The organism is Nocardioides dubius, assembly GCF_039528155.1.
In the GTDB taxonomy this organism is placed as follows: Bacteria; Actinomycetota; Actinomycetes; order Propionibacteriales; family Nocardioidaceae; genus Nocardioides; species Nocardioides dubius.
The window spans coordinates 104,504-117,777 of the sequence record NZ_BAAALG010000006.1 but is presented as its reverse complement, the minus strand read 5'-3'; the positions used below and the strand labels follow the sequence as shown (position 1 = coordinate 117,777).

The window sequence follows — 13,274 nt, the reverse complement described above, 5'->3', positions numbered from 1 at the left end:
CCATGTTGTGCCAGTTCGGAACGTCCATACCCCGATCTGCGCCAGGTGAAACATCGATTTTTCCGGGAACCGGCGGACCGCAGGTCCCGATTCCACTCAGCGGACACGAAGTGGGATCATGGAGGGGACAACCGGTACCAGGAAAGGCCCCCAGGGGATGTCAACCGACAAGCAGAACAGGCACCAAGTCGTCGTCATCGGGTCCGGCTTCGGCGGACTCTTCGTCACCAAGGCGCTCAAGCGCGCCGACGTCGACGTGACGATGGTCGCCAAGACCACGCACCACCTGTTCCAGCCCCTGCTCTACCAGGTCGCCACCGGCATCCTGTCCCAGGGCGAGATCGCTCCGCCCACCCGCGAGGTGCTGGCTCGCCAGAAGAACGCGCAGGTCCTGCTCGGCGAGGTCACCGCGATCGACCTCGAGTCGCGCACCGTGACCCACAACGTGCTGGGCCGCGAGACGGTCACCTCCTACGACTCCCTCGTGGTCGCCGCCGGTGCCAGCCAGTCCTACTTCGGCAACGACCACTTCGCCGAGTTCGCGCCCGGCATGAAGAGCATCGACGACGCGCTCGAGCTGCGCGGCCGGATCTTCGGCGCCTTCGAGATGGCCGAGAACGCCGCGTCGCGTGGCGAGCCCACCGACCACCTGCTCACCTTCGTGGTGGTCGGCGCCGGCCCGACCGGCGTGGAGATGGCCGGTCAGATCGCCGAGCTCGCCCACAAGACGCTGCGCAAGGACTTCCGTGCCATCGACACCCGCGACTCGCGGGTGATCCTGCTCGACGCCGCGCCCCAGGTGCTGCCTCCCTTCGGTGCCAAGCTGGGCGCCAAGGCGAAGGCCGAGCTGGAGAAGATCGGCGTCGAGGTCCAGCTCGGTGCGATGGTGACCGCCGTCGACGAGCGTGGCCTGGAGGTCAAGGAGAAGGACGGCAGCGTCCGCCGGATCGACTCGGTGGCGAAGATCTGGGCCGCCGGCGTGCAGGCCAACCCGCTGGGTCGCACCCTCTCGGAGCAGACCGGCGCGCCGCTGGACCGGGCCGGCCGGATCGCCGTCAACCCGGACCTGACGCTGCCGGGGCACCCCGAGGTCTTCGTCCTCGGCGACATGATCAGCCTCGACCACCTGCCCGGTGTCGCGCAGGTCGCCATCCAGGGTGGCAAGTTCGCTGCCCGGGAGATCGACAACCGCCTCAACGGCAAGGCGCCGCAGGGCCCCTTCAAGTACTTCGACAAGGGCTCGATGGCGATCATCAGCAAGTTCCGCGCTGTCGCCAGCGTGGGCAAGCTGAAGCTCAGCGGCTTCGTGGCCTGGCTGATGTGGCTGGCGGTGCACCTGATGTACCTGACCGGCTTCAAGAGCCGGATCGGTGCGCTGCTCAGCTGGGCGATCACCTTCATCGGCAACGACCGCTCCGAGCGGACCGTCACCGAGCAGCAGATCTTCGCCCGGGTCGCCCTGGAGCGTCTCGACGGCGGAACCCGCGAGCTGGTCAGCGATCCCGGCGAGATGGACGCCATCATCGAGGCGCGCCGCGCCGAGTTGGAGGCCGTTGCCGAGGAGGAGTCGCGGCTCACCGACACCGGTGCCCGCGGCGTCCCGGACGAGAAGGCTCCCGAGGGCCAGTCCGAGGCATCCGCCACCTCCTGAGGCGCCCGCCCTTTCCCGATAGTCCCTGACGTTCGGCCCCTGAAATCGAGGATTTCAGGGGCCGAACGTTCGTCAGCGACGCCGCAGTGGCGCCAAGCCGCGACTTGCGGCCGGGCTCACTCGAAGCGGGTCGGGGTCTGGCTCTGCTCCCGCGCCCAGCGCGGCAGGATGAAGAGGCCCTCGGCCTCGACGGTGACGCCCTCGGCGTCCTTGAGGTGACCCTTCACCGTGGTCTTGTAGCCCTCGACCTTCTCGATCCAGGCCTCGCCGTGCAGGTCGCCCAACGGCGTGCCGCGGCGGTAGCGCAGGGTGAGCGTGCCGGTCATGCCGGGAGCTCCGCCCGCGGCGGCTGCCTCACCCGCCAACTGGTCGAGGATCAGGGCGCTGACACCGCCGTGGACGAGGCCGGGCGGGCCCTCGTAGGCAGCGCCGAGATGGAAGTCGGACCAGGCACGACCCTCCGGCTCCTGGGTGATCACCAGGGGCGGCGCGATCGCGTTGCGCAGGCCGATGACCGCATTGCCCTGGGCGCGGACGTCGCCGGAGCCGGCCCGGTTGACGCCGAACGAGCCCTCCATCTGGCTGACCCGCAGGCGGGCGACGAGGCGGTCGATCTCCTCGCGCACGGCGATCAGCTCGGGGTCGTCGACCGTGCTGCGGATGACGGCGTCGACCAGGTCACGGGTGGAGGCCGCGAGCCCGCCGCGGACGGCGAGCTCCCGCTCCACCTCCTCGGGCGAGCGGGGGTCCTCTTCAGTTGTGTCGAACATGCCAGCACTCTAGGCGGCGCTCGGACCTCCGGTGAGCTGCGGTACCGCTCGGTGAGGCCCGCACCGCAGGCGGCTCACTGTCCGTGGTGCCGGCGGTCGGAGTCGGTGGCCCGGCGGCGAGCCTCGGCGCGGCAGACCTCCAGGACCGGCATGAACTCCCGGCCGTCGACCATGGTGGAGTCGATCACGAAGGCGCGCATGCTCTTGCGGTGGATGCTGACCTTCCAGTTGCGCCGTCCCGGGGTGCCGGTGGCGACCAGGTCGGTGTAGGGGCTGGTCAGGTCGAAGCGGTGGTGACTGTCCTTGCTCCGCACCTCGAGCGTGCCGTGCTCGATCTTGACCCGCGGCGGCGCGGCGGTCGAGTGCGCGCTCCACAGGATCAGCATCAGCACCCCGCAGAACGCGGCGATCGCGATCTCGGTGATGCCGCGGCTGTCGTAGGCCAGGTAGCCGGTGCCGATGGTGGCGACGACGCTGAGGAAGAGGAACATCGCCAGCAGGTGCTGGGTCGAGCGCTGCGGGTCGAACTCGACCAGCGCGGGGACGCCGCTGCCCACCGTGAGCGGGCGCTCCGGCGGGCGATGCTTGCGGGGCAGGTCGCCGTCGTCATGCGGCTGGGGGGAGTGGGGCTCCGGCGTTCGGCGCTCCTGCGGCGGCACGGGCGTCGCCGGCACGGGCTTCGCCGGGCGGGTGGTGGCAGCCGGGGGCGTGACGGGGGCCTCGGGTGCGGCGGGCTTGACCGTCGAGGCCGGGGACGCCGTGGTCGGAGCGGGCGCGGTGCCGCCCTCGGCGCGTAGGACCGCCTCCAGAGCGATCGCCATGATCGCGTCGTCCGCGGCCGGGTTGGGCGGCGGTGCGTCGACCTTGGCGCGTCGCTTGCCGGCCTGCACCGGCTTCGGCGCCTCCGCATCTGTGGTGATGTCGGCCGCCGGGTCGGGCCCGGCCGAGTGGGCGCCACCCTGGCGGGGCGGGTCCAACGACGGCGTGGTCGCGGCGGGCTCGGCAGCCGTTTCCGTCGTACTCGGGGCGGGCATTCCGTGCGCGTCGCGCAGCGGTGCCAACACGTCGACGGGTGCGTCGAGGGGCTTCTTCGGCGGGCTGGCGACGGAGTCGCGCAACGAGGCGAAGACGTCGACCCCGGCAGGGATCTCCGGTGCGTCGAAGGTGGCCGGCGTGGTCGGTGTCGGTGTGGCGGGCCCTTGGGATGCGGTGGTGAGGGACGCCAGTGGGTCGATGGGGGGAGTCGGTGCTGGATTGGCTGGTGTCTCGGCGGGCGGTGCGGCAGGGGTGGCGAGGGTTGCCAGCGGGTCGATACGGGGAGCCGGTCGCGGCGGGAGCTGCGGTTCGCCCAATGCAGCCGGCGGGGCAGCAGGAACCGGTGCGATGACAGGCTCCGTGACCGGAGCCTCGGCCACGGGCTGCTCCTCCGCGCGCGCGGTCTGCGGCGCGGGAGCGGGCTCCGGCTCGCCACCACGTCGGCTGCGCACCATCCGGGCCAGTCGCTCGGCTCGCTCGTCCCGCTCGGGCACGGAGCCGGCGACCGCGAGTGCTGCGTCGGGCACCACGGGGACGGCCTCCGCCGGGGCGACTTCTGCGGGTGCGACCTCTGCCGGTGCGATCGGAGCGAGGGCAGCGGACTCCGCGCCCTGCGTGGCGTCGGCGTGCTCCGATTCCGGCGCCTCTGCGCCGGCGACCGCCCGGTCGGGCTCGGCGTGCGTCGGGGTCTGCTCGCCACCCGATGCGGCGTCGCGCTCGGCGTCGCGCTCGGCCACGTATGCAACCGGGGTGATCGGCTCCTGCGCCGGCGTGGCGATCCTGGCCGATGCATCGTCGTCCGGTGCAGGGAGGGGCGCGGGCTCGGAGACCAACGACTCCAGCCCCGCGATCCGGGTGTCGAGGGGGTCGAACCCTGCTTCCTTGCGGCGCGCCCGCAACCCGGCAAGGGAGAGCCGGCCCGCAGGCTGCTCCACCGGCGAGGCCGCAGCGGCCACGTCAGCGAGATCGACAACGGGCGCGGCGCTGGAGGACGGGACCGGCTCATCGGTGTGCGGCCTCGTGCGCTGCGCGTCCGCGGGCTCAGGGTGCTCGGTGACCCGTGCCGCGACGACGTCGTCGGAAGGAGGGGTCGCGCTCTGCGTGCTGGGGGCATCGCCGAGTGCGCCGAGGATCTCGGCAGCGAAGTCGCGGGGCTGGCCGCCGCGCGCCGCGCGACGCTCGGCGAGGCGGGAGAGCGCCGAGCGGGGGCCGTCGCCACGGGTCCGAGCGGGCGCAGACTGCACGGTGCCCGGCGGCTCCTCATGCGGGCTCGCCGACGTGTGCCCCTCGGCAGCCGCGTCGTCGTCCGCCGTGCGGGTGGCGAGCCAACGATCGATCAGGCCGCTTCGTGGCGTTCCCTCTGCTGCCGAAGCCTGCTCCTCCATATGCAGCAAACTACGCAACTTCCCTGTTCGTTACGCATGAACTCGGAAAAGGATCACCCGGGGCACGGGTGCCGCGCGGTGCTGCCCGGCCGGCGCAGGCCCGCTACCGGCGCTGCCGCAGCGGTGGGGGAGGCAGGTGGTAGGCCCTGTGGGACTCGAACCCACAACCAACGGATTAAAAGTCCGGAGCTCTGCCAATTGAGCTAAGGGCCCACCCGGGAGCCTAGCCCGCCGTCGCGCTCGGCGGGGGCGAGGGTCGTCGAACTCCGGCGCGGCGGCCCCGGTGGCAGCCAGAACCTGCCAGGTGGCAGGCCGAAACACTCATTAACGCAGAAGTTCCACAGGGTTCACTTCCGCAGATGGTTCCCTTTGAGCCCGAAGTTGGTAGTGTCTGGCGTGCAACGGTGCAAGTTCCAGCAAGGCTGACGCCCCAGGGAGTTTGTGATCCAAAGGCGTTTCTTCTCGTGGGATGTCTCACTAGTCGGAGCGACGTGTCACCGCATCTGTTGTGGGGCCGTCGAAGTGGCGGCCTCTCGCCCCGATTAAGGAGTAACGAGCAATGGCTCAGGGCACCGTGAAGTGGTTCAACGCTGAGAAGGGCTTCGGCTTCATCGCGCAGGAGGACGGCGGCGACGACGTCTTCGTGCACTACTCGGCGATTCAGACCCAGGGCTACAAGTCCCTGGACGAGAACCAGAAGGTCGAGTTCGACGTCACCCAGGGCCCGAAGGGCCCGCAGGCGGAGAACGTTCGCCCGGTCTGATCGGCTTTTGCTGATCGACATCCCGAACGAGGGCCAGCTGGCCTGACTTCAGCGGAGGTCCCAGTCCACACGGACTGGGACCTTCGTGGCATTTCTGGGTCATTTTCCGCTCCAGGGGTTTGGAGCTGGGTGGCCCGGGGGATGATGGGGATGCAGGTGCGCCTCAGGGGTGGAGGTGCCCGGCAGCCAGGCGAGATTCGGGGGAGGAGGAGTGTCGTGCAGGACCAGTTCGATGTGACCCTCGAGGACGGCGAGCTCCTCGTAGAGGTCGAGATGACCGCCAACCTCATCGTCGCCGCCAGTGAGTCCGACGGGCCTCTGTCGCAGGAGCAGATCGACGCCATCCTGGGCGTCACGCCCGTACGCCCCCCGGAGCCGCGGGACGACGTCGAGGCCGATCCCGGCCCCTCCGCGTAGCCGCGCGGGCATGTCGCGAACCGCCCGATGGACCCGCAGTTGGGCGACACGCCGCAAGACGCCCTAGCATGTTCGCGTTCTTCTCCTCCTCATCAGGAGTTCTCCGTGGCTTTCCGCTTTCGACCGGTAGACGCTTCGTTCTACGACCTCTTCTCAGAATCGGCGCAGCACCTCGTCCGGGGAGCAGAACTGCTCGCCGAGATGCTGTCCGACACCTCTGACCGGCCCACAGTCGCAGCTGCGATGCGTGACGCCGAGCACGCGGCTGACGAGACCACCCACGCCATCGTGCGCCGGGTGAACAGCACCTTCGTGACGCCCTTCGACCGTGAGGACATCTACGACCTCGCCTCCGGCCTTGACGACGTCATGGACGAGATGGACGAGGCCGTCGACCTGATCCTGCTCTACGAGGTCGGCACGCTGCCGGCGGAGCTCTCCGCGCAGGTGGAGGTGCTCCAGCGCTGTGCGGAGCTCACCGCCGAGGCGATGCCTCGTCTGCAGGCGATGCAGTCGCTCGACGAGTACTGGATCGAGATCAACCGCCTCGAGAACACCGGTGACAAGTCGCACCGACGGATCCTGGCGAGCCTCTTCAGCGGCAAGTACGAGGCGCTGGAGGTGCTGAAGCTCAAGGACATCACCGAGGCGCTCGAGGGCGCCATCGACGCGTTCGAGACGGTGGCCAACATCGTCGAGCAGATCGCCGTCAAGGAGTCCTGAGTCCGTGGAACTCGCGATCGTCATCGCGGTTGTCGTCGTTGCCCTCGTCTTCGACTACACCAACGGCTTCCACGACGCCGCCAACGCAATTGCGACGTCGGTCTCCACGCGGGCGCTGACCCCGCGGGTGGCCCTGCTGATGGCAGCGGTGATGAACTTCATCGGTGCCTTCCTCGGCCAGGAGGTCGCCAACACGGTCGGCTCGGTGATCACGCCAGGTGACGGCACGCACGGCCTGGTGATCGTGATGGCCGGCCTGTTGGGCGCCATCGCCTGGAACATGATCACCTGGTACTACGGTCTGCCGTCGTCGTCCTCGCACGCACTGATCGGCGGCCTGGTCGGCTCGGCCGTCGCTGCCGGGGTGACTGTGAAGTGGGACGTCATCGTGGAGAAGGTCGTCATCCCGATGATCTTCTCGCCGCTCTTCGGCTTCGCTGCTGCGTTCTTGCTGATGCTGGCGATCATGTGGATCTTCCGCCGCGCCAACCCACACAAGGCGCAGCGCACCTTCCGGATGCTGCAGACGGTCTCCGCGGCCGGCATGGCGCTGGGTCACGGCCTGCAGGACGCCCAGAAGACGATGGGCGTCATCGTGCTGGCGTTGATCGCGGGTGGCTTCCACTCGGCGGACAGCGACTCGATCCCGTTCTGGGTCGTGGTCTCCGCGGCCGGTGCGATCTCGCTGGGTACCTACTCCGGCGGTTGGCGGATCATGCGCACCCTCGGTCGCCGGATCATCCACCTGGACCCGGCACGTGGCTTCGCCTCCGAGGCGGTGGCGGCGGGTGTCCTGTACACGACGGCCTTCGCCTTCCACGCTCCGATCTCGACCACCCACACGATCACCTCCGCGGTGATGGGCGCCGGTGCCACCAAGCGGTTCTCCGCGGTGCGCTGGGGCGTCGCGAAGTCGATCGTGACCGCCTGGGTGCTCACCTTCCCGGCAGCCGGTGCCGTGGCCGCAGTGGCCTACTACCTGTGCCACTTCTTCCTCGAGGTCATCTGATCCTCACCGATCGTCCCTAACGTTCTGGTCGTTCAGCCGCCGTCGCGGCAACCAAAACGTTAGGGACGACGCTGATTTGAAGGCGGACGTCGGCTGCCTGTGGATAGCCGGCCGAAGGGCGCGTCGGTCGGTCAGCATGAGGCATGACCACCTCGCCGCTCCCCAACCCGTCGACGGCGGGTGGCAGCGGGCCGTGGCGGGCACCGGCCCCCGGACTTCGCGCCTGTGCACTGCCGGGACCGAGCTGGGCCGGCACGTTGACCCTGCCGGTCCGAGTCGACCCTACGGGGCGCTCCGGACCCACCCGGGCCCAGTCACGCGGACCGCTGTGGCGTTGCAGCTCGCGCGGCCGCTATGTCCCGCGAAGTGTCGACGCTGCCCGCCCCGAGCAGCGGATCCTTGAGGCGTCGATGACCCTGCGCTCCGGCGCCGGCGTCACCGGCTGGGCAGCGCTGCGCTGGCTCGGCGGACGTTGGTTCACCGGTCGTGGACCGGATGGGTTCTCCCTGCTGCCGGTTCCGATCGCCAGTGCCTTGCACATGCGGCAGCAACGGGGAACGCAGGTGACCCAGGAACGCATCTCACCGCGCGATCTCACCGTCCATGAAGGCGTGGTTCTGACGACGGCGGTGCGGTCGGTCTTCCAGGGGATGCGGGCAGCGAGCACCGACCTGGACGCAGCGATCGTGGCCGAGATGGCGATGTTCAACGACCTGGTGAGCCGCGACGAGCTGACCAGGTACGTGCTCGCCCACGGCCGATTCCACGGGATCGCGCGAGCGCGCTCCTGCCTCGCGTGCCTCGACGAGAACTCCTGGTCGCCCCAAGAGGTCCGGATGAGGTGGATCTGGCTTGCAGCGGAACTGCCGAGGCCACTGTGCAATACGCCGGTCTTCACCCGCGACGGGCACCTGGTCGGTGTGCCCGACCTGTTGGACGAGGAAGCGGGGCTCATCGGCGAGTACGACGGTGCGCATCACCTCGATGTCGCACAGCGCCGGCGCGACATCCAACGAGAGGCGGAGTTCCGGCGTCTGGGGCTTGAGTACGTGACGATGGTGGCCGGCGAGGACCCGGCACGGGTGGCGGACCGGTTGCGCGCCGCACGCGCACGCTGTGCCCACCGCGCGCCGTCAGCGAGAGCGTGGAGCCTCGAGCCGCCGTCGTGGTGGATCCAAACCGACTCGGTGGTCGCGCGTCGCGAGCTCTACGGCACCCGTCACGAGCATCGCCTCGGCCACCGTCGGATCATCTGACCTCTGGGCTCCGGGCTCCTCGCCGTTGAATTGCAATCGTCCCTAACGTTTTGGCTGTGCCGGACGCGTATCGGCAGCCAAAACGTTAGGGACGATCCGCCGCCCCACGGAGACGCGGCAAGGGGAGGGTCAGCCGAAGCGGCCCGAGATGTAGGCCTCGGTGGACTCGTTGTCGGGATTGGAGAACATCTTCTTGGTGGGGTTGAACTCGACCAGGTGGCCGGGCTCGCCGACGGCCTTGAGGTTGAAGAAGCCGGTGTCGTCGGAGACGCGGGCGGCTTGCTGCATGTTGTGGGTGACGATCACGATCGTGTAGTCGGACTTGAGCTCGTGGATCAGGTCCTCCACCGCCGCGGTCGAGATCGGGTCGAGGGCCGAGCAGGGCTCGTCCATCAGCAGCACCTGCGGCTCCACGGCGATCGCGCGGGCGATGCAGAGTCGCTGCTGCTGGCCGCCGGAGAGGCCCATGCCGGGCTTGCCGAGACGGTCCTTGACCTCGTTCCACAGGTTCGCGCCGCGCAGCGACTTCTCCACGATGGCGTCGGCCTCGGACTTTTTCATCCGCTTCGAGTTCAACCGGTTGCCGGCCAGCACGTTCTCGTAGATCGACATCGTCGGGAACGGGTTGGGCCGCTGGAAGACCATGCCGATCTCACGACGGACCGCGACCGGGTCGATGCCCGGGTCGTAGAGCGACTGGCCGTCGACGACGACCTTGCCCTCGACCCGCGCCCCCGGGATCACCTCGTGCATCCGGTTCAGCGAGCGCAGGAAGGTGGACTTGCCGCAGCCGGACGGCCCGATGAAGGCGGTCACCGCGCGGGCCCGGATCGTCATGTTGACGTCCTGGACGGCGAGGAAGTCGCCGTAGTAGATGTTCAGGTCGGAGACGTCGATGCTCTTTGCCATGTCAGTTGCTTTCCTTGTGGTGCCGCGCGCTCAACGCTTGGTCTTGGGGGCGAAGAACCGGCCGACGGCGCGAGCCAGGAGGTTCAGGAACAGGACGAGGACGATCAGGACCAGGGCGGCGCCCCAGGCCCGCTCTTGGCCGAACTCGGGCGGAACCCCGGGCTGCATGTAGCTGTAGTAGATGAAGACCGGCAGCGAGGCCATCCGCTCCGAGAAGGCGTCGAAGTTCACCGAGTCGGTCTTGCCGGCGATGATCAGCAGGGGAGCGGTCTCGCCGGCGACCCGGGCGATGGCGAGGGTCACGCCGGTGATGATGCCGCCCAGCGACGTCGGCAGCACCACCTTGGTCACCGTGCGCCACTTCGGGACGCCGAGTGCGTAGGAGGCCTCGCGGAGCTCGTGCGGCACCAGCTTCAGCATCTCCTCGGTGGCGCGCACCACGATCGGGATCATCAGCACGGCGAGTGCGACCGAGCCGCCGAAGCCCATCCGGACGCCGGGCCCGAAGAAGAGCACGAACAGCGCGTAGGCGAAGAGGCCGGCGACGATCGAGGGGATGCCGGTCATCACGTCGACCAGGAAGGTGATGATCCGGGCCGGGAGCCGGTTGTTGCCGTACTCGACGAGGTAGATCGCCGTCATCACGCCGATCGGCACCGAGATCACGGTGGCCCAGGCGGTGATGATCAGCGTGCCGACGATGGCGTGGTAGATGCCGCCACCCTCGCCGACGACGTTGCGCATGCTGTAGGTCAGGAACTCCGCGCTCAGCGCGGGAGCTCCGTTCTCCACGACCTGCCAGATCAGGGTGACCAGCGGGATCAGCGCGATCCCGAACGTCGACCAGATCAGGATCGTGGCGAGGCGGTCCTTGCTGCGGCGTGCGCCCTCGACGCCGCGCGACCAGGCCGGCAGCACGATGGCGAACAGGAGCACGGTGACGAAGGCGGCTGCGTACAGGCCCCAGCCCGCGAGCAGGCTGACCAGCCCGGCCACCGAGCCCGAGATCAGCAGCGCGATCAGCGGTGCCCACTTGGGCAGCTGCGGCGCGACCAGGGGCAGGGCCGTGTAGGTCTTCTCCGGAGCGGTCTCAACGGCGTTCATGGCAGATCAGCCCTTCACCTGGCCGCGGCCCGCGATCCAGCGGCCGAGGAAGTTCACCAGGAACGTGACGACGAACAGCACCAGGCCGCTGAAGATCAGCACGTTGACGGAGATCCCGGAGGCCTCCGGGAACTTCAACGCGATGTTCGCGGCGATGGTGGAGGGGTTCTGGGTGGAGATCAGGTTGAAGGTCACCACACCGGTGGCCGAGAGCACCATCGCGATCGCCATGGTCTCGCCCAGGGCGCGACCCAGGCCGAGCAGCACGGCGGAGATGACGCCGGAGCGACCGTAGGGGAAGACCGTCATCCGGATCATCTCCCAGCGGGTGGCACCGAGCGCCAGGGCGGCCTCCTGGTGCAGCGTCGGCGTCTGCAGGAAGACCTCGCGGCTGATCGAGGTGATGATCGGTAGCGCCATCACCGCCAGCACGATGGCGGCGGTGAGGATGGTGCGGCCGGAGGTGGCCGGACCCTCGAAGAAAGGCAGAAAGCCCAGACGCTCCTGGAGCGTCTGGTAGAAGGGCAACACCTTCGGAGCGAGGAACTGGATGCCCCACAGTCCGTAGACCACGCTGGGCACCGCGGCCAGCAGGTCGATCAGCCCGCCGACGATCCCGGCCACCCGCCGCGGCGCGTAGTGGGAGATCACCAGCGCGACGCCGATCGCCAGCGGCGCGGCCATCAGCATGGCCAGGGCCGCGGCCAGCAGCGTGCCGAAGAGCAGCGGCCAGACGTAGACGATGATGTTCGACTCGCCGATCTCCTCGGGGCTCGCCGTGATCGCCGGCCAGCCCTCCAGGGTCAAGAAGATCGCGACGCCGGCAAGGGCGACCAGGATGGTGAAGGCCGCTCCGGTGGCGAGGCCGGCGAAGATCGTGTCGCCTGGCCGACGGGCCGAACGGGTGCTCTGTTCGGCGCTGCTCTGGGTAGTGCTCACGTGAGTTGACTCCTAGGACCCGCGTAGGGGCGAGGCACCTGCCCCGCCCCTACGCGCTTGGTCACTTGGCCGAGATGGCAGAGATGATCTTGGTGGCCTCGTCGGACAGCGTCGCGGAGAGCGGCGCCGAGCCGGCGTTCTCAGCTGCGGTCTTCTGGCCCTCGCTGCTGACGACGTAGGTCAGGTAGCCCTTGACCAGGTCGGCCGTGGCGGCGTCCTCGTAGGTCTGGCAGGCCAGCAGGTAGGAGGTCAGCACGATCGGGTAGACGCCGGCCTCCTGGGTCTTGTGATCGAGGTCGACCGCCATGTCGACGGCCGGGCGACCCTCGACGCGGGGCGAGACCTCGAGGATCTTCGCGGCGGCCTCGGGGCTCGGCGCGACGAACTCCGTGCCGACCTGGACCTTGACGGTGCCGAGGTCGCCGGCCTGGCTGGCGTCGGCGTAGCCGATGCTGTTCGGGTTGTCGGTGACCGCGCTGATCACGCCCGAGGTGCCGGTGGCGCCCTCGCCGTGCTTGATCGGCCAGGTCTCGACCTCGCCGTGCGGCCAGGCGTCGGGGGCGACCACGCTCAGGTAGTGGGTGAAGTTCTCGGTGGTGCCCGAGTCGTCGGCGCGGTGCACGGCGTTGATGTCAGCGTCCGGCAGCTTGACGCCCTCGTTGAGGTCGGCGATCGCCTGGTCGTTCCACTTGGCGATCTTGCCGTTGAAGATCTGGCTGATCACGTCGGCGCTCAGGTTGAGCTCGTCGACGCCGTCGATGTTGAAGACGACGGCGATCGGGCTGACGTAGGCCGGGACCTCGATCGGGTCGGCGCCACAGTTGGCCGCCGCGTCGGTGAGCTCCTGGTCCGCGAGGTAGGAGTCAGAGCCGGCGAAGGCGAAGCCGCCGGAGATGAAGCTCTCCCGGCCACCGCCCGAGCCGACCGGGTCGTAGTTGACCGTGACGCCGGAGCCGTTGGCGCTCTGGAAGCCGGCGCGCCATGCGGTCTGCGCGGCCTCCTGCGAGCTGGCGCCGCCACCGTTGAGCGTGCCGGACAGGCCGCTGTCGCCGCCGGTGTCCCCGTTGTCCTCGTTCGCGGCACCGCAGGCGGCGGTCAGCGAGATGGCCGCGATCGCGGCCACGGCCGGAGCGACGCCCCGGCGGAAAGAAGTGCGCTTCACTTCGTACTCCTGGTTCTTTGATCACTTGTCGATCCTGAAACTAGGAAGGCCAAGTGACCGAACCTGGCGGCCTTGGTGAACGGATGGTGAACGTCATTTGGCGCTTTGGTCACCGGACGGCGGAGATGCGACGGCCATCACGTGAACGACG

12 protein-coding genes and 1 tRNA gene are annotated in these 13,274 nt (G+C 69.1%); 6 read left to right on the top strand and 7 right to left on the bottom strand.

Going from position 1 to position 13,274, the window contains the following annotated elements:
• Positions 1 to 157: 157 nt before the first annotated feature.
• A complete protein-coding gene (locus ABD151_RS07980) occupies positions 158 to 1,651 on the top strand; it encodes an NAD(P)/FAD-dependent oxidoreductase (RefSeq protein WP_343993085.1) in 1,494 nt (497 codons plus the stop codon).
• A 116-nt stretch (positions 1,652 to 1,767) separates the two neighbouring features.
• On the opposite strand, the gene ABD151_RS07975 is transcribed toward ABD151_RS07980, so the two are convergent.
• From ABD151_RS07975 to ABD151_RS07965, 3 genes are all read right to left on the bottom strand, one after another.
• Positions 1,768 to 2,421 (bottom strand): PaaI family thioesterase, encoded by a 654-nt coding sequence (locus ABD151_RS07975; protein ID WP_343993083.1) that lies wholly within the window; start codon positions 2,419 to 2,421, stop codon positions 1,768 to 1,770.
• Between the two features lie 74 nt (positions 2,422 to 2,495).
• Positions 2,496 to 4,841: a hypothetical protein gene (locus ABD151_RS07970; RefSeq protein WP_343993081.1), complete on the bottom strand. Its 2,346-nt coding sequence runs from the start codon at positions 4,839 to 4,841 to the stop codon at positions 2,496 to 2,498.
• A gap of 137 nt (positions 4,842 to 4,978) precedes the next feature.
• A tRNA-Lys gene (locus ABD151_RS07965) sits at positions 4,979 to 5,054 on the bottom strand.
• Positions 5,055 to 5,400: 346 nt separating this feature from the next.
• On the opposite strand from ABD151_RS07965, the gene ABD151_RS07960 reads away from it, so the two are divergent.
• From ABD151_RS07960 to ABD151_RS07940, 5 genes are all read left to right on the top strand, one after another.
• Complete coding sequence (locus ABD151_RS07960) at positions 5,401 to 5,604, top strand: cold-shock protein (RefSeq protein ID WP_056863399.1); 204 nt, start codon at positions 5,401 to 5,403, stop codon at positions 5,602 to 5,604.
• 216 nt (positions 5,605 to 5,820) lie between these two features.
• Positions 5,821 to 6,021 (top strand): hypothetical protein, encoded by a 201-nt coding sequence (locus ABD151_RS07955; RefSeq protein WP_343993071.1) that lies wholly within the window; start codon positions 5,821 to 5,823, stop codon positions 6,019 to 6,021.
• 27 nt (positions 6,022 to 6,048) lie between these two features.
• Positions 6,049 to 6,744 carry a DUF47 domain-containing protein gene (locus tag ABD151_RS07950; protein ID WP_343993069.1) on the top strand — a complete coding sequence of 232 codons (696 nt, stop codon included), beginning with the start codon at positions 6,049 to 6,051 and terminating at the stop codon, positions 6,742 to 6,744.
• Positions 6,745 to 6,748: 4 nt separating this feature from the next.
• Positions 6,749 to 7,753, top strand: coding sequence for an inorganic phosphate transporter (locus ABD151_RS07945; protein ID WP_343993067.1), 1,005 nt, complete (start codon positions 6,749 to 6,751; stop codon positions 7,751 to 7,753).
• Positions 7,754 to 8,163: 410 nt separating this feature from the next.
• Positions 8,164 to 9,009 carry a hypothetical protein gene (locus ABD151_RS07940; protein ID WP_343993065.1) on the top strand — a complete coding sequence of 282 codons (846 nt, stop codon included), beginning with the start codon at positions 8,164 to 8,166 and terminating at the stop codon, positions 9,007 to 9,009.
• Between the two features lie 129 nt (positions 9,010 to 9,138).
• Here the strand turns inward: ABD151_RS07940 and pstB are convergent, their stop codons facing one another.
• The 4 genes from pstB to pstS form a co-directional block, all read right to left on the bottom strand.
• The gene (gene pstB, locus ABD151_RS07935; protein WP_343993063.1) at positions 9,139 to 9,918 is read right to left on the bottom strand and encodes a phosphate ABC transporter ATP-binding protein PstB; all 780 of its coding nucleotides are present in this window, start codon (positions 9,916 to 9,918) and stop codon (positions 9,139 to 9,141) included.
• 30 nt (positions 9,919 to 9,948) lie between these two features.
• A complete protein-coding gene (gene pstA / locus ABD151_RS07930) occupies positions 9,949 to 11,022 on the bottom strand; it encodes a phosphate ABC transporter permease PstA (protein WP_343993061.1) in 1,074 nt (357 codons plus the stop codon).
• Between the two features lie 6 nt (positions 11,023 to 11,028).
• Complete coding sequence (pstC, locus tag ABD151_RS07925; RefSeq protein ID WP_343993059.1) at positions 11,029 to 11,961, bottom strand: phosphate ABC transporter permease subunit PstC; 933 nt, start codon at positions 11,959 to 11,961, stop codon at positions 11,029 to 11,031.
• Between the two features lie 61 nt (positions 11,962 to 12,022).
• Entirely contained in the window at positions 12,023 to 13,123 is a 1,101-nt protein-coding gene (pstS, locus tag ABD151_RS07920) for a phosphate ABC transporter substrate-binding protein PstS (RefSeq protein WP_343993057.1), read from the bottom strand.
• Positions 13,124 to 13,274 lie beyond the last annotated feature (151 nt).